At 49.1% G+C, this 20,408-nt stretch carries 15 protein-coding genes; 14 read left to right on the top strand and 1 reads right to left on the bottom strand.

The genetic code is table 11. The annotated features are described in order from the left end of the window. The first annotated feature begins 911 nt into the window (after window positions 1-911). Window positions 912-1,310 (top strand): DUF4440 domain-containing protein, encoded by a 399-nt coding sequence (locus SC206_RS14565; protein ID WP_332738143.1) that lies wholly within the window; start codon window positions 912-914, stop codon window positions 1,308-1,310. A 24-nt stretch (window positions 1,311-1,334) separates the two neighbouring features. On the opposite strand, the gene SC206_RS14560 is transcribed toward SC206_RS14565, so the two are convergent. Then, window positions 1,335-1,766: a 6,7-dimethyl-8-ribityllumazine synthase gene (locus SC206_RS14560; protein WP_332738142.1), complete on the bottom strand. Its 432-nt coding sequence runs from the start codon at window positions 1,764-1,766 to the stop codon at window positions 1,335-1,337. 586 nt (window positions 1,767-2,352) lie between these two features. On the opposite strand from SC206_RS14560, the gene tssB reads away from it, so the two are divergent. From tssB to tssE, 13 genes are all read left to right on the top strand, one after another. Further along, window positions 2,353-2,871 (top strand): type VI secretion system contractile sheath small subunit, encoded by a 519-nt coding sequence (gene tssB, locus SC206_RS14555; protein ID WP_332738141.1) that lies wholly within the window; start codon window positions 2,353-2,355, stop codon window positions 2,869-2,871. Between the two features lie 15 nt (window positions 2,872-2,886). Continuing rightward, on the top strand, window positions 2,887-4,425 hold the full coding sequence (gene tssC / locus SC206_RS14550; RefSeq protein WP_332738140.1) for a type VI secretion system contractile sheath large subunit: 1,539 nt from the start codon (window positions 2,887-2,889) through the stop codon (window positions 4,423-4,425). 12 nt (window positions 4,426-4,437) lie between these two features. Further along, window positions 4,438-5,775 (top strand): type VI secretion system baseplate subunit TssK, encoded by a 1,338-nt coding sequence (gene tssK / locus SC206_RS14545; RefSeq protein ID WP_332738139.1) that lies wholly within the window; start codon window positions 4,438-4,440, stop codon window positions 5,773-5,775. Continuing rightward, window positions 5,772-6,458: a type VI secretion system protein TssL, short form gene (gene tssL, locus SC206_RS14540; protein WP_332738138.1), complete on the top strand. Its 687-nt coding sequence runs from the start codon at window positions 5,772-5,774 to the stop codon at window positions 6,456-6,458. Before tssK ends, tssL begins: the two co-directional genes overlap by 4 nt. Next, window positions 6,455-8,080, top strand: coding sequence for an OmpA family protein (locus tag SC206_RS14535; protein WP_332738137.1), 1,626 nt, complete (start codon window positions 6,455-6,457; stop codon window positions 8,078-8,080). The genes tssL and SC206_RS14535 overlap by 4 nt, the downstream gene beginning before the upstream one ends. Before the next feature lie 76 nt (window positions 8,081-8,156). Continuing rightward, the gene (locus tag SC206_RS14530) at window positions 8,157-8,648 is read left to right on the top strand and encodes an Hcp family type VI secretion system effector (protein WP_332738136.1); all 492 of its coding nucleotides are present in this window, start codon (window positions 8,157-8,159) and stop codon (window positions 8,646-8,648) included. A gap of 140 nt (window positions 8,649-8,788) precedes the next feature. Continuing rightward, window positions 8,789-11,452: a type VI secretion system ATPase TssH gene (gene tssH, locus SC206_RS14525; RefSeq protein WP_332738135.1), complete on the top strand. Its 2,664-nt coding sequence runs from the start codon at window positions 8,789-8,791 to the stop codon at window positions 11,450-11,452. Between the two features lie 108 nt (window positions 11,453-11,560). Continuing rightward, window positions 11,561-14,932, top strand: coding sequence for an ImcF-related family protein (locus SC206_RS14520; protein ID WP_332738134.1), 3,372 nt, complete (start codon window positions 11,561-11,563; stop codon window positions 14,930-14,932). Further along, complete coding sequence (tssA, locus tag SC206_RS14515) at window positions 14,929-16,536, top strand: type VI secretion system protein TssA (RefSeq protein WP_332738133.1); 1,608 nt, start codon at window positions 14,929-14,931, stop codon at window positions 16,534-16,536. The genes SC206_RS14520 and tssA overlap by 4 nt, the downstream gene beginning before the upstream one ends. Before the next feature lie 78 nt (window positions 16,537-16,614). Then, on the top strand, window positions 16,615-18,390 hold the full coding sequence (gene tssF / locus SC206_RS14510; protein ID WP_332738132.1) for a type VI secretion system baseplate subunit TssF: 1,776 nt from the start codon (window positions 16,615-16,617) through the stop codon (window positions 18,388-18,390). Continuing rightward, complete coding sequence (gene tssG, locus SC206_RS14505; protein ID WP_332738131.1) at window positions 18,354-19,448, top strand: type VI secretion system baseplate subunit TssG; 1,095 nt, start codon at window positions 18,354-18,356, stop codon at window positions 19,446-19,448. Before tssF ends, tssG begins: the two co-directional genes overlap by 37 nt. Then, window positions 19,429-19,965 carry a type VI secretion system lipoprotein TssJ gene (tssJ, locus tag SC206_RS14500; protein WP_332738130.1) on the top strand — a complete coding sequence of 179 codons (537 nt, stop codon included), beginning with the start codon at window positions 19,429-19,431 and terminating at the stop codon, window positions 19,963-19,965. The genes tssG and tssJ overlap by 20 nt, the downstream gene beginning before the upstream one ends. A gap of 3 nt (window positions 19,966-19,968) precedes the next feature. Beyond that, complete coding sequence (gene tssE, locus SC206_RS14495) at window positions 19,969-20,397, top strand: type VI secretion system baseplate subunit TssE (protein ID WP_332738129.1); 429 nt, start codon at window positions 19,969-19,971, stop codon at window positions 20,395-20,397. Window positions 20,398-20,408: the final 11 nt, after the last annotated feature.

Genomic DNA, 20,408 nt, shown 5'->3' with positions numbered 1-20,408 from the left:
CAGCGGCTGGAAAAGCGACAGTAATATGAACGTTGAAATTGACGTTTTGTTATTCACGGAAGATTTTCGATTTAATGAGTTAAGCCTGCTTATGCCTCTTCTCTATCATCAACAAAGATGAGAAAGAGCACATAATCCCGAGGAGCCATGTTTTGCAGCGGCATAATATAAAATTAATCTAACGGAGAGTATATACGCAACTTTACAGAATCGATGAATTTTAAAAAATATAGCACGCAGGGTTAACGCTGCTGATTTCAAAGGTTATCGATAAGTAGAAAATATGTAGCCGTGCAAAATTGTAAACGGTTCCACTGATTTAAGATGAAATTTATGCTCAATAAAAAATATATGAAAAATAATTTTCACTCTTATTATAGAACTATTTATTTTACATAAATTACCTTAAAATCAAACGCTTAAATCAAAGCAACCGGTTGCAATAACACTTGGCAACCAATGAACCATTAGGTACATAAAATTGAATTATTGTCGAAAGTTAAATTTTAACGTGGATTTATCTCGGCCCGATTGCCTCAATTATTTTCTCTGAAGTTGGCCTGTAGTGTAACCGCTCACGTCTGATAATGGATGAATAGTAGCCATAATTCCATTTAGGAAGCGTTTACAAACTCGAATAATTCCCTGCTTTTATCACGCTTATTGTTAACGTCATTGGGAATAAGCATCTGAAGGTTACGGGCAATATTTTTGACAATTCCTTCAATATCACCAAATATATTTAATCACTGATAGGAATTAACGATTCATAATTAACTTTAGATAAGTATCGCCGATGAAGTGTGACATAGATCACACTCTTTAAGAGGTCTTTGCATGCCCACGCGACCTTTCCAAATCGTGATCTGCAACGCGCCACTGTGGCGAAATTAACCTAATAAAGGAGACGCATGTCTATTTCCAATCCCTACTTTGATGAGGTTATCGAGGCTCATCGTTTGATCGAACAGTGGCTAGGAGAGGCGAACGCGCCTGATGAAATCATGAAGCAGCTGATTGGCCGATTCAGCGCGCAGTACAGCATGATTAGCCTGGCGGGGAATGCATTGGATTATTTTGCGCTGTGCGCCTTTTTCCGTGCCAATGGCGGCGCGAAAAGCGGTTTGCAGATTGAGGTATTTGATTTGCAAGTGGTCAGCCAATGGGAAACCGGCGCCGTTATCCTTTATAAGGAACGGCAAACGCTCGATGAAAGCGTGACGTTACGTTTTTCAACGATCGTGTTTGAGCGCAACGCGCAGGGAAAAATTCTGTGGCGGCATCTGCACGAGACCAGCACGGTAAGTTAGTGCCGGTCTCATCATCAGAAATTATTACAGGGCGTGGATCATGCGAACAGCTTTCGCCGCTTCTGCGCCTTTCTTGATGAAGTGTTGCAGATAGAAATCGTTAAACTCTTTTTCTGGCTGGAAGTTGTGTGGCGTTAAAGAAACAGAGAACACCGGAACGTCAGTCGCCAGCTGAACCTGCATCAGGCCGGTTACTACTGCCTGCGCGACGAAGTCGTGACGATAAATCCCGCCGTCCACGACCAGAGCAGCACACACGATAGCATCTACGTCGCCACGTTTTGCCAGACGCTGCGCCAACAATGGCATTTCAAATGCACCCGGCACGTCAAACACTTCCAGCGTGTATTCCTGATTGGTGTCGGCCATGTGTTGCTTGAAGCCTACCAGCGTCTGGTTAACGATATCGGCATGCCAGTTAGCCTTGATGAAGGCAATATTCAAAGGGGTGCTCATAAAAACTCCGTTAAAAGGTTTAATAATTTTATTACTACTAACAAAGATAACCGAACTCCATACAGATAACCACCACACCACGTGCGGCCAGCGAAAATTTTGCCCTCTTGCCGCCCTGCGCCACAAAGGGGGAGAACGCCCGTTTGGCAAGTCAGGCGATTCAAGGTGTTTACCTCCGCGTTTTATTATTTAAATCCTAGAGTAAATACCTCGTAATAAAACCACCCTAATAATAAAACTTAAACAGACTATAAGTTTTATATAGAAAAATAAATCAGCAATTAATATCCGGCATATTGATATATTATATAATTAGAATTTAAAAGCCACGCCATCGTTATTGTTAACTTATTATTTAGAGGTTATTTTAATTATTCCGACTTACGGACTTGCTTATTTCCCCTTCAGGAATATGATGATGGCTATTCTTTAGCAGCCCGTCATTACCTTATTATTATTTAATTAATAAAATAACGCCTTTAAGCATCATAGCTCCTTCAGACCTGTAGAGGACCGCCTACGCTCGCGCCAAGCCTCGCAACTTATTATTAATGATATTAAAACATTACGTTACGGAGATAAGCCAATGGCGACCAGTTTTCAGGAAGAAATCCCCAAAGCCCGCGTAAACATTAAACTGGACCTTCACACGGGCGGCATCACTAAAAAAGTGGAGCTGCCATTAAAATTATTAGCCATGGGTGATTATAGTCATGGGCAAGAAAAACGGCCGCTGGCAGAAAGAAGTAAAATTAATATAAATAAAAACAATTTTGACAGCGTGCTCGCAGATTTACATCCCTCGTTGAATATTACGACCATTAATAATCTGGCAGGGGTTAATGTCGAAGATAATATTGCCCTGAATTTTAAATGTATGAAAGATTTTGAGCCGGAACAGGTAGCAAGGCAGATTCCACGGCTTCGTGCGCTGCTGTCAATGCGTAATCTTCTGCGGGATCTCAAATCCAATCTGCTGGATAACGCCACCTTCAGAAAAGAGCTCGAAATCATCCTCAAAGATGAAGCGCTAAGTCAAAACCTGCGCAGTGAGTTGGCCGCGCTGGCGCCTCAACCTCACCTCACGCCATCCGATTCAGAATAACGCGAGACTATGCCGATGCCTGCTCATGAAAGTCGCCAAAACTATCAAAAATCCGTGTTGGAATCCGCCGGTGAAGAGAGCGTTTACGCCTCACTGTTTGAAAAAATAAACCTTACGCCGATCGTTTCGCCTGTCGATCTCAATCTGTTTCAAGACAATCAGGCTCTGGCCGATGTAACCGCCGACGAACGCGTGACCGCCGCCGTTCAGGTGCTGCTTGCCCAGCTTGCCACCTCCGGGGAAAAGGTCGAACGCCTGGATAAAACGCTGCTTGATAGCCATATTGCTCAACTCGATCAACAGCTTGGCAGCCAGCTCGATGACATCATGCATCATCCTGATTTTCAGCGTCTCGAATCCGGTTGGCGTGGGCTGAAGTTTCTTATCGATCGCACCGATTTTCGCCAGAATGTGAAAATCGAGCTGCTTGACGTATCGAAAGAAGACTTACGACAAGACTTTGAAGACTGTCCCGAGGTCATCCAGAGCGGGCTTTATCGGCATACTTATATTCAAGAATATGACATGCCGGGCGGAGAGCCGATTGCTTCGCTTATCTCCAACTACGAGTTTGACGCGAGCCCGCAGGATATCGCGCTGCTGCGCAGCATTTCCAAGGTGTCGGCGGCGGCACACATGCCGTTTATAGGCGCAGTCGGTCCAAAATTCTTTCTCAAAGAAAACATGGAAGAGGTCGCCGCCATCAAGGATATCGGCAACTATTTTGATCGCGCCGAATACATTAAATGGAAAACCTTTCGCGAATCCGATGACTCACGTTACATAGGGCTCACCATGCCGCGCGTCCTCGGACGCCTTCCCTACGGCCCCGATACCGTGCCCGTGCGCAGCTTTAACTATATCGAAGAAGTTAAAGGGCCCGATCACGAGAAGTATTTATGGTCCAATGCCTCTTTCTCGTTTGCCGCCAATCTGGTCAAAAGCTTCATTCAAAACGGCTGGTGCGTGCAGATCCGCGGCCCGCAGGCGGGAGGTGCTGTCACCGACCTGCCTATCCATCTTTACGATCTCGGTACCGGTAATCAGGCAAAAATCCCTTCTGAGGTAATGATCCCTGAAACCCGCGAGTTTGAATTCGCCAATCTTGGGTTTATTCCTCTCTCTTATTATAAAAATCGCGACTACGCCTGCTTTTTCTCGGCGAACTCCACGCAAAAACCGGCGCTGTATGACACCGCCGACGCCTCGGCCAACAGCCGTATCAATGCTCGCCTGCCTTATATCTTTTTACTGTCGCGTATCGCGCACTATCTCAAACTGATTCAGCGCGAAAACATCGGCACGACTAAAGATCGCAGCCTGCTTGAAATAGAGCTCAATAATTGGGTTCGGGCATTGGTAACCGAAATGACCGACCCCGGCGATGACCTTCAGGCGACCCATCCGCTTCGCGACGCGCGGGTCAAGGTTGAAGATATTGAAGACAACCCCGGTTTCTTTCGTGTGCAATTGTTTGCCGTTCCGCATTTTCAGGTCGAAGGCATGGACGTCAGTCTTTCGCTGGTATCACAAATGCCAAAAGCGAAAGCGTAGGCCGGAGACGTCATGAAAATCTTTCGACCACTGTGGATAGACGGGGCGTTTTTAACACCTCAGCAATTTCAGCAGCAGACGCTCTGGCACGACCACAATGCGCTGAGCCTTGCTCAAGCTTCCGTGGGCCAGCCGTGGGGCGTTATCTGTGCCGAATTTGATGAAAGCGCGCTGGCCTATTCGCGGCTCTGTGCCCAAAGGTTAATAGTGAGATTTCCTGACGGCAGCCTTGTCGATACGCACACCACTGACATCCTTCCCGCTGCCCGCGACCTGAGTTCTGTGGTCGAGCTTAACGAAGTCACGATTATGCTCGCGCTCCCTCTCCTGCTCGCTACGGGAGGGAATGTAAAAAGTACCGAATCTGCTGAGAACCCGCGAAGGTTTATTCAGGAATGGGTAAAAGTGCAGGACATCACGGGAGACGAGCAAACCGACATTGCCGTGATGAGGCAGGCGCTTTCTCTGCGCTACGCCCATGAAGAGAATCAGCAGTTTCTGACGCTGCCGGTCGCTAGGCTTATTCGTAATGAAGCGGGTAACTGGATAATAGATAGCGGTTTTATTCCCCCGTTGATGGCGCTTGCAGCCAGCCCAATGCTTTGCGAACAACTGCATCAGCTTAGCTATCGTCTCAAAGCCAAACGCCGTCGTTTGATGGCGTTGCGCCGTGAAAGCAACCAGCGAATGGCGGATTTCGTCGTCGCCGATGTCTCTCTATTTTGGCTACTCAATGCGCTCAACAGCCATGAGCCGGTGATCGACTGCCTGCTGCAACAAACCGCTTTGCATCCTGAACGGCTCTATTGTGAACTTGCCCGCCTCGCCGGTTCGCTGGTCACCTTTTCTCTTGAGCATAATACCGAGGCCATTCCACGCTATCGCCACGATGCGCCTGAGCAAGTATTTCCGCCGTTGCTGGCTTTGCTCGGCACGTTGCTTGAAATCAGCCTGCCCTCACGCGTGATCACGCTGCAACTAGACCACCAGCCGCCTTTTTGGTACGGACAGCTGCATGACGCACGCTTACGCGAAAATGCAGATTTTTACCTTTCCGTTCGATCTTCGCTCAAACCTCATCTGTTGCAGGTGCAGTTTCCGGCGCTGTGCAAAGTCGGCAGTCCCGATGACGTTAATGAGGTGATTAATTCCGCCCTCAACGGCGTGCCCTTAAGCGCATTACATCAGGTTCCGGCGGCAATTCCGATGCGCCTTGAAAACCAGTATTTCGCGCTCGATCTCGGCCATCCGGCTGCCGTATCCATGCTCGCCTCCGGCAGCTGTGCCTTTTACGTACCCGCCTCGCTGGGTGATATCCAACTCGAACTTTTTGCGGTGCTGCGCTCATGAAATCTCTACAGAAATCTAAAACGGGAAAAGCCGTTTTGCTCGACGTCGACATGATGTTTGCCACCAGCTGGCTAGCGGTTAGTCAACTGCGTAACGGCGTTCAAGTCGAAGATGGACGCGCGCTTTATCAAAAAGCCTGCCAACAGATCGACCACGCACGGCAACAGCTCGAAGCCTCATCTGCGTCGCCAGAATCTACTGAACAGATGCTTTATGCCCTGTGCGCACTCTGGGACGAAAGCGTAATGAATCGTGATGTTCAAGACGACGGTTACTACCATTGGCTGAAATCGCCTCTTCAAATCCGCTATTTCAATACGTTGGAAGCCGGTGAAAAGTTATGGGAACGGATCCACACCGAGCTTGACAAAACAGCGCCTGATATTGCCCTGCTCACCTGTTTTCACCGCGTGTTACTGCTCGGTTTTGGTGAGCGATTTAAGGAACAAAGCGCCGATGACAAGGGTCGTCAGTACAAGCAAGAGCTCCTGACCGCGCTCGAGCAGCAGGTTCCGGCGCTCAACGTAGATGAGCAGCTGCCTTTAGTGGTAAGGCGTAGCTCAACAAAAACAACTAAGTGGGAAGTTCGCGCCTGGTGGCTTGGCGCAATCATTTTTCTTGTCTTGATGAGATGGGCACTCGATTCGTCACTACAGAATGATATTCAGGATTGGCTGCCATGACTTTTGAATACATTCCAGCACCTCGCTTATGGAGCAAATGTTTATGGAGCAAATGCTTATGGAACAATTATTTATGGGGAAAGTGCCGCCGGTTTATTAAACAGCCACAAGGGTTACCAGAATCCCCCCACGGTCTAAAAAACGCCGACCTTTCAGTGCTGAAAACTGACGAGCCGCTGATTTTAGTCTGTGGCGACAGCGCGCTATTTTTTGCAGATAAAACGAATCTGCATGTCACACATCGCGGCGGCTATTTAAATACGCCCTCGCCCGAAGACTTCATTGAAACCATTAAATGGATTGCCGCCACAGAACCCTTAAAACTGCGCCACCTGTCTGTGATGTTTTGCGTAGCACCCGAATTTCATGATGACGAAGAGAGGCTTCTCGCCACCCTTTGCCAATGGCGCACCTGCTTTTTTGACACCCATCATCAAATAAATGCGGTTTTGCCTATCATGCTTTGCGTTTGTGTCGATTCACAGTCACAACAGGCGTCATCGGCATGCCCGCCATTTTCCAATACGTGGTTTGTTCACGATGGTTTTGTTAATGGCGGCAAATCAGAAATAAAAGTGTATCGCCCTAAAATTGCGAAAGTTAAATTCTCAGCCTGGCAAAAAGATCAGGGGAACAAGGCAGAGATTTTTGCGCAGACGCTATGGCTAAACCGTTTGTTCGACTGGATGAATAGCGTAGTGATGAGTGAATTGCAGCCGGTGCATTCTGGTTTATCTTTTTCTCCGCTGAGCGCGGTAGTGATTCATTTCGCCTCACTCAATGTCGTAGAAAATAACCTTTGGCAGCGTGCAATCTGCCAAGAAACCACGCTGTATCGCACAGCAACCAATTCTCACTCCGCCGCCCTGCCTTTTCCAGACCTCGTGCTGCCACTTATCGTGCCACGTCGGCGATTCACGCCTAATCAAAAACGCAGTATCAAAATCGCGGGCATGATGACCATGGTTTTAACCATCATGATGCAAATAAGTTCCTGCCATAACAGCGATCTTATTCGAGATTTTACGGATGACATTCGAAAATATGAAAAGCTTGGCCCTGAACCTGTCAAAGCCAAACTCTATGCTCAAAACCAGCTGATTTATAACGAAGAATTGCTCAATCGCTTTCAACGTTACGGCGTTCCATGGCATCTGGATTTCGGACTTTATCAGGGAAGATCACTCTACATGCCCCTGCAACGGGCTATCAATAACTGGACTGCACCTGCTGCCTTCTATAACCCAACGCGGCCAGAACCCTATTCAGACTGCCAGAGAATGTTCCGTTTTCCGAATGTCTCCCTCTTCAAAGCCGGTGAATCGCGTATTAACGCCGAGGCTTTACCTGCGCTGCAAAAGGCGTTGCTCAAAATCAGGTACGAAGGCTGCGGAAAAATCCAGATTACCGGTCATACCGACAGCAGCGGCCATAAGCAGGAGAACCAGCAGCTATCGCTGAAACGCGCAGAAGCTGTCCGTGACTGGATGATAACTAACAGCAATTTTCACCCCGACAGTTTCATTGTGCGAGGCATGGGCGCCAGTCAATCCCTTAAATACAACGACACAGCGGAAGGCCGCGCGACCAATCGTCGTGTCGAAATAGATCTGGTGCGGTAGAGACAACGCTGCCACGCATCAGTTATCCCCTCATCCGGAAATGATGAGGTTTCGCAATCTTAAGGAGAAGTAAATCATGGCAATTCCCGTCTACCTTTGGCTCAAAGACAACAATGGCGTCGACATCAAAGGCTCCGTTGACGTGCAGGGCCGTCAAGGAAGTATTGAAGTCGTGGCGCAGGACCACACGCTTTACATCCCGACCGATAACAACACCGGCAAACTGACCGGCACCCGAATTCATACGCCTTTCGTCTTTACCAAAGAAATCGATGCCTCAAGCGTCTATCTCTACAAGGCCGCAACCACCGGACAAACCCTGAAATCGGCAGAGTTCAAGTGGTACAAAATCGACGATGCCGGTCAGGAACGCGAGTATTTCAACACCCGACTCGAAAACGTCAAGGTGGTGAAAGTCTCGCCGAAAATGCACGACATCAAAGATCAGGCCAAGGAAAAACACAACCATCTGGAATTGGTGGAGCTGCGTTACTCAAAAATAATCTGGAACTTTAAAGACGGCAACGTCGAGCATTCCGACGACTGGAATGAGCGTTCTACCGCCTGATAACAGGTCGACAACAGGCGGCCATTCGCCTGTTGTCATTTAAAACTTTTAACGCGACACGCAAAGCATGACCTCATGGACCTCGGTTTTCGCTACGGAAATGGTCAGGGGCGGTAGCGTAGCCAAAAAGGAATTTCAGCATGGAAAATCAGTCTGCCGTTTTACTTCGTCGACTTAATCCCTACTGCGCACGCGCACTCGAAGCCGCCGCAATTTTATGTCAAACCCGCGCTCACGGTGAAGTCACGCCCGAACACCTGATGCTCAAACTGCTTGAGCAAGGTGAAGGAGATATCACCGTGCTGGCGCGACATTATGAATGGGACCTCGATAGCCTGTGGCAAGACTTACTCGCCCATCTCGATAAACTCCCTCGTATGCTTAGCGTCGCGCCAATTTTATCAAACGATCTGGTCGCGCTTATTCAAAGTGCCTGGTTAAGGGTTGTAGAACAGGAAGAGGTTAAAGGTGTTCGCAGCGTTCAATTACTTGAGGCATTGATCATTGATCCAAAAATGTTGTGTTGCGAAGGAGCATGGCGACTCTTTAGCCTGAGTCCCGCACAGCTCGCCAGACTTAGGCCTTTGCTAGACGCTCAGTCGGAGGAGCGACCGGCATTACAACGACCAGAAAACGCCAGTACTGCGCAGGCTTTTGCCGCCAACACGGCGCAGCAACTTTCATCTCACCTCAACCCGTTACCTCAACAAAATCAGTCGACCAACGAACAATTTACGGCTTTGCTGGACAAATATAGCCAAGACCTGACAGCGAAAGCGCGGGCTGGAGAGATTGACCCCGTATTGGGCCGCGACGACGAGATTAGCCAAATGATCGACATTCTCTCCCGGCGGCGAAAAAATAACCCGCTGCTGGTTGGCGATCCCGGCGTAGGGAAAACGGCGCTGGTTGAGGGGTTGGCATTACGCATTGCCGATGGAAAAGTGCCCGCCAGTTTAGCGGCTGTCACCTTACGCACGCTGGACCTTGGCCTGCTTCAAGCGGGTGCTGGTGTTAAGGGCGAATTTGAGCAGCGTTTGAAAAAAGTGATCGAGGCGGTGCAACAATCCCCTTCGCCCGTGATGCTGTTTATCGACGAAGCCCATACGCTCATTGGTGCTGGCAATCAGCAAGGTGGCAGCGATGCGGCCAATCTGCTCAAGCCCGCATTGGCACGAGGCGAACTGCGCACCATCGCCGCAACAACCTGGTCAGAGTACAAACAGTATTTTGAACGCGATGCGGCACTCGAAAGACGTTTTCAAGTTATCAACGTTGAAGAGCCTGATGATGATAAAGCTTGCCTGATGCTGAGGGGCTTGAAGAGCCGTTATGCCACGCATCACGGCGTGCATATTACCGATGCCGCGATTAGCGCTGCCGTATCTCTTTCACGCCGCTATCTGACAGGCAGACAGTTGCCGGACAAAGCCATTGATCTCCTTGATACCGCCGCGGCTCGCGTTCGCATGAGTCACGACGTGCTGCCCGGACCTCTGGCGAAAATCGACACTGAGCTCAATGCGATAAGGCTGGAGCAGCAGGCACTTCAGCACGATTACACACTGTTGCCGACGACCAATATGTCCCGTCAGCAAACTATTTTATTACGCTGCCAGACTCTTCTGAGCGAACAGCAGGTTCTGCAACAGCAGTATGAAAAAGAGCAAAAGCTGATCGCAGAGATTGTCGAGCAGCGAAAAAATCCGCCAGAAAGCAGCCAGCTTGTCGGGCTGCAACAAGAGCTCGTGGCGTTACAAGGAGAGCATCCCCTGCTCGGGCTTGATGTCGATACACGCGCCGTAGCCACCGTCATCGCCGACTGGACGGGCGTGCCCTTGAGCAGTCTGCTGAAAAGTCAGCAAACGGCATTATTGTCATTAGAGCAGCAGCTTAATCAGCGCGTTATCGGGCAACCTACTGCCCTCGGTCAATTGGTACAGCGAATTCAAGCTGCGCAAACGGGTTTAACCGCCGAGCAGTCGCCATTGGGGGTTTTCCTGCTCGTCGGACCCAGCGGTGTAGGTAAAACCGAAACCGCACTTGCCTTGGCCGACACGCTGTTTATCGGCAATAAATCGCTGATTACGCTTAACATGTCGGAATATCGAGAGGCGCATACGGCCTCGCAGTTAAAAGGTTCGCCACCCGGCTATGTGGGTTATGGACAAGGCGGCGTTTTAACAGAGGCCGTGCGCAAAAAGCCTTACAGCGTCATCCTGCTTGATGAAGTCGAAAAAGCCCATCACGACGTGGTTAACCTCTTTTATCAGGTGTTCGACAAAGGCGTAATGCGCGACGGCGAAGGGCGGGAGATAGATTTTACTAATACCGTAATTCTAATGACTGCCAATTTAGGCAGCGATGCGTTGATGTCTCAACTTGAACAATTTCCTGACACGTCTGAAAGCGAACTGCACGCGCTGCTTTATCCTTTATTAAGCGAACACTTTCAGCCGGCGCTGTTGGCACGTTTTCAAACGCTGATTTTCCGGCCTCTCGACCCCGTTGCGCTCCGCCGTATTGTAGAAATAAAACTCGCCAAAGTAGTGAACCGCCTGCAAAAACACTATGCATTGACCTGCCGGATTGAAGAGAACCTCTACGACTATTTGGTTAGTTCCTGCCTGTTACCCGAAGCGGGCGCACGAAATATCGATAGCCTTCTGGATCAGCAAATTCTTCCGGCGCTGAGTAAACAGCTGCTTGAGCAGATGAACTCTCCTCTACGCGTTTCTTCTTTGACTCTCGGTTTCGATCAAGATGACGGTATAAGCCTGCAATTTTATGAGGATAGCCACTGATGAATGCGGCACTACCTTCCCGAAATCATTACTTTTTAACTTTTGACGAGACGCTTGCTCGCGGCCTCCCGTACTGGCTTGCCGCGACTGTCTGCTCGGGAGGCGCACATGAAACGCAAAATTAATTTTTTGCGCGTCAGTGGCGTAATGGTGCTGCTGTTTACTACGCTCGGCGCGCTCGGATGGATTCTATTGCGCTTTGGAGAGCAAATCGGTCTAGATTCGGCTAATAAAAAACTGTTCGCTGGCCTACTGGTTGCTCTTGTCGGCATTTTATTGAGGCTATTGCCTTCCTTTATCGCCCGACGACATCGTTTTCAAAGCCCTCAACAAGACGGTATTTTTCCTCCAGAAGAGAAACGTTTGTCATCGGCTGGTGCATCTACCTTTGCGATAGCCGATATTCGGGCTCATCTAAGAACGCAATACGGGATTTTCTGGCGTTATAAAATCAAAATCTTGTTGGTGATTGGTGAACCAAGCGATCTTGAATCTGTAGTACCCGCGTTGTGTACCAGGCGCTGGTTAGAGGCCAATAAAACGCTCCTGCTGTGGGGCGACGCTGCCGAGCAAGCGGACCCTGCTTCGTTGCAATCATTGCCATTGCTGCGTCGTCTTCGTCGTCGGCCTTTGGATGGCGTGGTATGGATAAGCAATAGATTCACTTCGCCTGAAAACAGTGCTTTTACGGCAACGGCTCGCCAAGCTCTTCATTTACGTTTCAAGAGATTAGGCTGGCAGCTGCCTTTAATTCTTTGGGAGGTTACGGAGTTAGCGGAAGACCAAAATTCCCGAACGCTGCAATCGATAGGCTGCATGGCTGATAACAAAATGTTTGATTCCTCATTCCAAACCTTGTTGCCACTTTTAGTCAGAGCCGGAACCCAGCAAATAGTGGCAAATCCCTGTCACGATTTTTTGCTGTCATTAGCCTGCAGGCTGCGCGAAGGAGGAATAGAAACATTAAACAAAGGGCGCGAAATTTTGCTGAACGATCGCCTGAAAATATCCGTTGCCGGGATTGTGTTCAGCCCTTCCGTCGCAATTTCAGAAATAAACAACGACAACATTTCGCCTGATTTTTGGCAAAGCAATCCAAACTGGCAGGTGCTAAATGTTGCACTAAAACGTTTATCCGCCACGTCAGCGCCTCGTTGGCTTGGCTTTCAGTGGAAAAAGCTCGCCACCGTTAGCCTCACTGGCGGGCTGATTATCTTTGGCATTGCGTTACCCGTTTCATTTATTGCCAATCGAAATCTGATTCAGAAAACCGCCTTGCCACTGACGAAACCTACGCCGCTTAAGGGCACGTATTCAGAAAGGCTCGCAGCACAGCACGCCTTGCAGCAAACATTGCTTAGCCTGCAAGAGCGTAACGGTTCGGGCGTTGCCTTTTATTATCGCTTTGGGTTAAACCAAAATAACGCGTTGCTAAAGGCTCTTTGGCCTTACTATCATAAAAATAACCAGCTGTTATTGTTGAATAATATTCCAGCCAAGCTTCATCAAGCCTTGTCATCATGGGTTAAAACACCGCAAAGACATGCTGCTTTCACCACTCAAAAGTTTGCGGCCTATCAACAGCTGAAAACTTATTTGATGATGGCACGTCCTGAACAGGTATCGACGACGTTTTTAAAACAGGCGCTGCTCGAAAATCTTGCGCCGCCTCAGGATGCTGACCTTAAGCTTTGGCGCGCCTTGGCACCTTCGCTCATTGATTTTTATGTTGAAAATTTGCCGACTCATCCGCAGTGGCGTATCACTCCAGACCATAAACTCGTGGCAGAAGTGCGCCGAGCTTTGTTACGTCAATATCAACAAGAACGGACAGAAACGGCCCTCTACCAGCAGCTAATGCAGCCGTTAAACAAGATTTATGGTGATTTAACGTTGGCACAGATGACGGGCGATACGGATGCTGGCCAGCTGTTTTTTACCTCTGAAGTGGTGCCGGGCATCTTTACCCGTCAGGCTTGGCAAGAACAGGTTACCGCTGCAATCGAAAAAATTGCCTCTACGTGGGGCAAAGAATTTGACTGGGTTTTAACCGATGACAAACAGGCGCTGATGCCCGAGCTTTCTGCTAAGGCGCTCAAGGCTCGCTTAACACACCGTTATTTCAACGATTTTTCCCGTCGCTGGCTTGATTTCGCTAACAGTATTCGCTGGGAAACGGCTCACAGTCTTGCAGAGGCTGCCGACCAGTTACAACTCATGACGGATAAGCAGCGTTCGCCCGTGTTGGCGTTACTGAATACGATGGCTTATCAAGCACAGACGGCGCAGTCGGTTAAAGATTTTTCAACGCCACTGGCAGAATCGGCGATGAAATTTCTAAAACTTAATAAGCTCTCCTCTAAAATTCCGCCTTTAGAGAGCGAATCTGATACAAATCCCTTCAATGAAGTTTTTGCTCCCATAAAAGTATTGCTCGACGGGAATGCCACGAAAGCTGATGAACAATCGTTGAGCTTATCGGCCTTTGATACGCGTATTAACCGTTTACGGCTGAGATTACAGCAGATTACGTCAGCGGCCGATCCGCAGGCCATGAGTCACGCATTGGCACTGGCCGAACTTCAGGGAAAATCTACTCAATATAACGAGCTTCGTGACTACGGCGGTCTGGTCGCTGCCAGTCTCGGCCAGCAATGGGGTAATTTTGCCCAAACGCTATTTGTAGAACCCGTCGAACAAGCCTGGAAACAGCTTTTAACGCCGACGGCTGCTCACCTTAATGCACAGTGGAAAAACAGCATCGTCGAACCTTGGAACAGCGCTTTTATTGGCCGCTATCCCTTTAGCAACGTCGCCGCTTCTGCGTCTTTGCCCTTACTTTCACAGTATTTACGCGCCAATGGGGGAAGAATTCAGCGCTTTTTCGAGGACAATCTCGGCGGAATTCTGCGCAAGCAAGGAAATCAGTGGATTCCTGATCCTGTTTTTGCACAAAATCTTATTTTTGATCCTGCATTTCTTAAGACGATCAATCAATTAAGCCTGCTTGCCGATGAAGTTTTCGTCAACGGTGATGCAGGTCTGCATTTTGAATTGCGTCCGGGAACAGCGAAAAAGGTCATGCAAACGGATCTGGTACTCGACAGTCAAAATCTTTCTTATTTTAATCAAATACCTGTGTGGCAACGCTTTAGCTGGCCCAGAGATACGCAAGCGCCTGGCGCGATGCTAAGTTGGCTGAGTACGGAAGCCGGAACACGGATTTATGCTGATTATTCGGACGTCTGGGGCCTTATTCGCCTGCTTGAAAAAGCCGAAATTAAAGATTCGATGGGTTCATCCACCCAATTTGCCCTGACATGGCGGGCGCCCGATGGCCTGCTGCTCAACTACACGCTGCGCACCGAGTTTGGTCGTGGCCCGCTTGCTCTACTTTCCCTCAAAAGTTTAGTGATGCCAGATACCATTTTTCAGCTCCAATCTCCTTCATTTTCAGATAATAAAGGAGAGAAAGAATGAGCAATCTACAATCCCTGCTCGCGCACTGTTTTGCAGGCCGTGAAACTTCCGTTATTGCGCTCGCCCAGCAGCAGACCGCGTTGTGGCAAGATTGGCTGCTGCCGCTCTCTTCCAGTCATCCGGTTGGAGATGATCCGGGTTATGACCATGATTTTCAGTCCATGCGTGATGAAGTTAATAAACTTTCAGGCGCAAATACTGACTTGATAGGCGAACTTGCCGAACGGCTGTTAACACTTCGCAGCAAAGATTTGAGAGTTGCTGCCTATTATGTTTGGGGGCGTTTACATCGTGACGGAGAAAAAGGTTTGGCCGAGGGATTAATGCTGATGGCCGGCCTCCTAGAACGTTATGATCACGCCCTGCTACCGCAACGCGCCATCAGTAAAAAAAGTGCCATCGAGTGGTTGGCCGGAAGAAGAATGCTCGACAGTTTGTCGCTTTATCCTGACGTTAACCCAGTAAATTTCGAACGTGTGGTTATGGCGCTCGCGCTTATTAAGCAGGTGACAGATAGCTGGAATCAAGAAGAACGGCCTGATTTATCGGCACTTTATCAGGCAATTGATAGTCGAATTCCAACGGCAAGCAGGGGAGTTCGGCCCCAAAATTCAGAGGGTGAAAACGCGTATTCTGATCTCTCCGCGCCCTCCTCTTTGCATTCGACGTCAGGTTTGAAAAAACCTCATTCAGGCAGAGAGTTGCTTGAGCAGGCCAGAGCAATGGCTGGATATCTGCTGGAGCAACCTCACGGCTGGCTGGCCGCGCATCGATGCATAAAAAGCCTGCGATGGGACACCGTGCATAATCTGCCGCCCGCAAACGCGGAGGGTCATACTCGTCTCAGCCCGCCGCGCACCGAATATTTAGAGCTGTTATCACGTCTGGCTATCAAACAAAGCTGGCGTGAAATTCTCGAAAAAGCCGAAGAGATTTTTTCACAGGGCGCGAATCATTTTTGGCTCGATATACAATTTCACGTCTGTCAGGCGCTGCAACATTGCGGCCCGCCTTATGCGGGATGGGTTAACGTCGTACAGCAAGATCTCTGCCTACTGCTCGAGCGATTACAGAATCTGGAAAAACTCGCTTACGCAGGCGGCATGGCGTTTGCCTCTGAGCAGACTCTAGACTGGATCCACTCGCTGACCGCGAAAAAGCTTGTTCAATGGCAGCCAGCAATTGGCTCGGGCAATAGTCTGCCAGACAGTGACCTGCTGCTTTTACATGACGAGGCGCTGGCAAAAGCCGATGCCGAAGGTCTCGATATCGCCCTACTTTGGCTGCAATGCCAACCCACGATCACCACTTTTCGGCAGCGATGGTTGCTTCGCCTGTTGATGTCCCGCGTCGCAGAAGTACATGGCAACGAGGCGCTGGCGCTGTACCTGCTGCACGCGCTAAACGCCGAGGCGCAGAATTTTAATTTGCCGCAGTGGGAGCCAAACCTCTGTTTTGAAACGCAGGTTCGCGAACTAAGACTGCTCAGACTTAAGGCTCAGCGTAATGGTGCCGACAAGGCTACGCTAAGCCAGAGAATCGACACGCTTCAGGCCGAACTAGTGACCTTGGATCCCGCACGCGCCGCCGCCTTTTGCGAATAATTTTCTAGCTACCAAATCAATGGTTATCAAACAAATGGTTATCAAATAGATGGTCATTATATAAAGGACGAATGATTAATGGACGATCTTACCCTGCGCTATTTTGATGCCGAGATGCGCTATTTGAGAGAGGCGGCAGAGGAATTTGCCGAGGCGCATCCTGACCGTGCGGCAGCATTGAGTATCCATCGCACCCGTCCGCCCGATCCCTACGTTGAAAGGTTGCTGGAAGGTTTTGCTTTTTCGATGGGTAGGTTGCGACAGAAACTTGATGACGATTTGCCCGAGTTAACAGAGGGTTTGGTTAGCCTGATTTGGCCCCAGTATCTGCGCACGATCCCTTCGCTTTCGATAGTTGAAATCGCGCCGAAAATTGCCGGTATGAAAAGAAGCGAGCAGGTTCCCTGCGAATATGAAATCACCTCTCACCCTGTCGGCCCTAAAAAAACGTTGTGCCGTTATCGCACCACGCAGGCATTAACACTGCACCCGTTTACGCTTTCCAACGTGCACATAAGCAGTGAAACGACAGGTCACTCCGTTTTAAAACTTAGCTTTTCCTGCAGCGAGTTAACCGATTGGTCCACCGTCAACCTCAAGAAACTGCGTTTTTATCTCAATGGCGACAGCGGATTATGTTCAGCTTTGCATCTGGCGCTCACCAAAAAATGTCAATCGATGACGTTAAGCTTCACCACGCGACACGGCAAAACGTATGCTCCTCTCTCGTTGGAAGGTTATTTCACGCCCGCCGGATTTGCCGATGAAGACCGACTCTGGCCCAAAGGCGATGCGGCGTTTAGTGGCTACCAGCTATTACTCGAATATTTTACCTTTGCCGAGAAGTTTAATTTTGTAGACCTTATCGGCCTGCAGAGCCTCGTTATTCCTGACGGCGTAATCAATTTTGACCTCGCGATTGCACTGCGGGAGCCTTGGGATGCCCAGCTTCCGCTCTCTAGTCGCAACATTAAACTGCACTGCGTGCCGGTCATCAACCTGTTCAGGATCGAAGCCGATCCTCTCACGATCGGCGGGTTGGACGGCGAACATCTTTTGCGGCCAACGCGACTACAGGATGGGCATACCGAAATCTATTCGGTCGACAGCGTGCGTGGGTCGCGGCGTTTCGATGAGGCCGACTATGTGCCTTTTACCAGTTTTCGCCATCGCGGAGGTATGCAACGAGACAGCGCCCCCGAACGATATTTCCACACTCGCGTCAGGCGGGGCGTTTCGGGTCTGCACGATACCTGGCTAATACTCGGTGGCCGCGCATGGGAAGACGATCGCCTGACGGAACGTGAAACGCTGTCATTACAACTTACCGCCACCAACGGTCAACTGCCGCGAAAAGCGCTGCAAGAGGCCCTGATCGAAGTAGGAGAAAAGAGCCTTGCCGTTGAGGCAAAAATAACCAATTTATGTAAACCCACCTTACCCGCCTACCCTCCCGCCGAGGACCGTTTCCACTGGCGCGTACTCAGTCATTTAGGGTCAAGTTTTCTCAATATGATGGCCTGCGTCGAGGTTCTGCGCGGCACGCTTGCGCTTTATAACTGGCTCGATGATGAGATGACTCATCGCAAACTCGATGCCCTGCTGGAGGTTAAACAGTTTCAGAGCCAACGATTTGAAAAGGGCTTTCTACTGCGCGGCATCGATATTCAAATTACGCTGGATGCCAGCGGTTTCAACGGCGCTGGAGATATTCACCTGTTTGGCGAAATGCTGAACCGCTTTTTCGCCTTATATACCGACATTCATTTATTTAACCAACTTACCCTGATCATTCAGCCCAGCGGACAACGTTTACAATGGAAAGAGAATCCTCTTCATCGCATAAGCAACTGATAAAAAAGCTGATACCTCATGTTCCCTACGCCAATTTTTATCGCTTTTGCCAGCTGCTCGAGCAACGTCGCCCTGACTTACCCGCATTAGGGACGAGCCTTGATCCCAAAAAAGATAGCGTGCGATTCCGCCCTCATCCAAGTATGGGTTTTCCAAATGGAGAAATAAAGTCTATTGAAATAGCTGAAGGATCTGACTGCCAACCAACCATTATCAGGACGACCTTCCTCGGACTTTATGGCGTAACGTCACCTTTGCCGAGTGCATATATTGATGACATCGTTCAAAAACGAGAAGGCTATCAGGCTGTTACCGACTTTTTGGATATTTTTAATCATCGGCTTACGACGCAGTTTTATCGGATTTGGAAAAAACATGCTTATCCGGCAAGTTTCGCAGCCGGTGGCGGTGATTCAACCTCACGCTATTTATTAGGTCTCGTTGGTTTGGGTATGCCGGGAAGCGAAGCCCAAATTGGCACGCCAATCTCGCGCTTTCTCGCCCTGCTCGGCGTGCTGCGTATACCTACTCGCACCGCAGAAGGAATTGGCGCGCTGGTAAAATTGTTGGCACCTAACACTCTTGCCACGCTCTCTCGCCATGATCCATTACGCGTTCTGCTTGAATATCCTTTACGCCTTTCATGCCGTCAGCCCGTGCTTTTAAATAATCATCCGGTATCGGGAAATTATGCCACTGACGTAAATAGCCAAGTGCTATTGACGCTGAGTACCCAAGACCCGACGGAAATACGATCCTGGTTTCCGCAGGGTCAGTTACATCAGGATTTGCTGGCTTTAATGCGCGTATATCTCGGCAGCCGACTGCATGTCCGTTTGCGGCTAAAAATACCTCGATCACAACTTATCAACGCGCAACTTTGCTGTCAGCCGCTGACATATACGGCGCAGCTTGGAAGAACGTCAGTGTTAAAGCGATTAAAAAGAGAAATAAAACATCGGGAAGAGACATTTATTACGATCGGTTTAGGTCGTTATCAGTGTTTGAAAATAAACTCGCAACACAAGGAAGCTGAACATGGCGGCTATTTTTACTAGGTATTTATTATTCATTTCGCTTTGGGGAATGGCCACTTTATTAAGTGGCTGCGGGTTGACACAGAGTATCTCTAATGGCAGTACCGCCCTCGTTAATTCTATAATGTACAAAGAGATAAAGACCCTTAATCTCGATTTTTTAGCTCGCCCCTCCCTAAATAATGACGAGCAAGGACGGCCACATACGGTCGTAATTCGTATTTATCAATTAAGGGATCGCCAAAATTTTGACAGCACTTCTTATGCGTCACTTTTCACCCGTGATACTCAAGTATTAAAAGATGACCTACTTGCACAAAAAGATATTCGACTCAGGCCTGGAGAAAATACGTTGCTCAATATTCCTCTTGAGCCTGATGCTCGCTATATCGCTATTGCCGGCATGTTTCAATCGCCTAATCACAACGCCAATACTTGGCGGCGGGTTCTAAAGCGTGATGCATTGGATGCCGTAAAAGCGCGGCAAATAGAAGTATCAAACCAGCAAATTATTTTACTGCCAACAAAAGGAGCCTAATTCATGGCGTTGTCACTCTATGAAACGCTGCTAGGCAATTTCACGGGTGGGCTGGATTTACACCAAGTCAGCGAAGAGGAGCAAATAATACTTTCGGTGCTCGACAATATGCAGCGCATATTGAATTCTCGGGCAGGCGCGCTCAGCCATTTGCCCGATTATGGTTTACCGGACATGAGTAAGATTTTGCAAGGGATGCCCGGAACGGCACATTTACTTCTCGCGACATTATCGTCGACGTTGCTCAAGTATGAACCTCGCCTGAAAGCCCTAAAGGTTATCCTAATCCCACCCACTCCGACGGGCGTGCTGGAATATGCCATCGATGCTGAATTGGAAACATTTGGTTCAGTACGTTTCGGTACCGCCTTTATGCCGGAAGGACGAATAATCATGCGTCATCTTAAACAACAGAACAAACTCATTGGCTAGTGTTGGCGGAG

This window comes from Rouxiella sp. T17 (assembly GCF_036663475.1).
Classification (GTDB): Bacteria; Pseudomonadota; Gammaproteobacteria; order Enterobacterales; family Enterobacteriaceae; genus Rouxiella.
The sequence above is the reverse complement of the archived record's forward strand: the minus strand, read 5'-3'. Positions and strand labels throughout refer to the sequence as shown.

Excerpts from the sequence above, each read along its gene's own strand:
- SC206_RS14565 (WP_332738143.1), top strand. The coding sequence starts at position 912 with ATGTCTATTTCCAATCCCTACTTTGATGAGGTTATCGAGGCTCATCGT.
- SC206_RS14560 (WP_332738142.1), bottom strand. The coding sequence starts at position 1,766 with ATGAGCACCCCTTTGAATATTGCCTTCATCAAGGCTAACTGGCATGCC.
- tssB (WP_332738141.1), top strand. The coding sequence starts at position 2,353 with ATGGCGACCAGTTTTCAGGAAGAAATCCCCAAAGCCCGCGTAAACATT.
- tssC (WP_332738140.1), top strand. The coding sequence starts at position 2,887 with ATGCCTGCTCATGAAAGTCGCCAAAACTATCAAAAATCCGTGTTGGAA.
- tssK (WP_332738139.1), top strand. The coding sequence starts at position 4,438 with ATGAAAATCTTTCGACCACTGTGGATAGACGGGGCGTTTTTAACACCT.
- tssL (WP_332738138.1), top strand. The coding sequence starts at position 5,772 with ATGAAATCTCTACAGAAATCTAAAACGGGAAAAGCCGTTTTGCTCGAC.
- SC206_RS14535 (WP_332738137.1), top strand. The coding sequence starts at position 6,455 with ATGACTTTTGAATACATTCCAGCACCTCGCTTATGGAGCAAATGTTTA.
- SC206_RS14530 (WP_332738136.1), top strand. The coding sequence starts at position 8,157 with ATGGCAATTCCCGTCTACCTTTGGCTCAAAGACAACAATGGCGTCGAC.
- tssH (WP_332738135.1), top strand. The coding sequence starts at position 8,789 with ATGGAAAATCAGTCTGCCGTTTTACTTCGTCGACTTAATCCCTACTGC.
- SC206_RS14520 (WP_332738134.1), top strand. The coding sequence starts at position 11,561 with ATGAAACGCAAAATTAATTTTTTGCGCGTCAGTGGCGTAATGGTGCTG.
- tssA (WP_332738133.1), top strand. The coding sequence starts at position 14,929 with ATGAGCAATCTACAATCCCTGCTCGCGCACTGTTTTGCAGGCCGTGAA.
- tssF (WP_332738132.1), top strand. The coding sequence starts at position 16,615 with ATGGACGATCTTACCCTGCGCTATTTTGATGCCGAGATGCGCTATTTG.
- tssG (WP_332738131.1), top strand. The coding sequence starts at position 18,354 with ATGGAAAGAGAATCCTCTTCATCGCATAAGCAACTGATAAAAAAGCTG.
- tssJ (WP_332738130.1), top strand. The coding sequence starts at position 19,429 with ATGGCGGCTATTTTTACTAGGTATTTATTATTCATTTCGCTTTGGGGA.
- tssE (WP_332738129.1), top strand. The coding sequence starts at position 19,969 with ATGGCGTTGTCACTCTATGAAACGCTGCTAGGCAATTTCACGGGTGGG.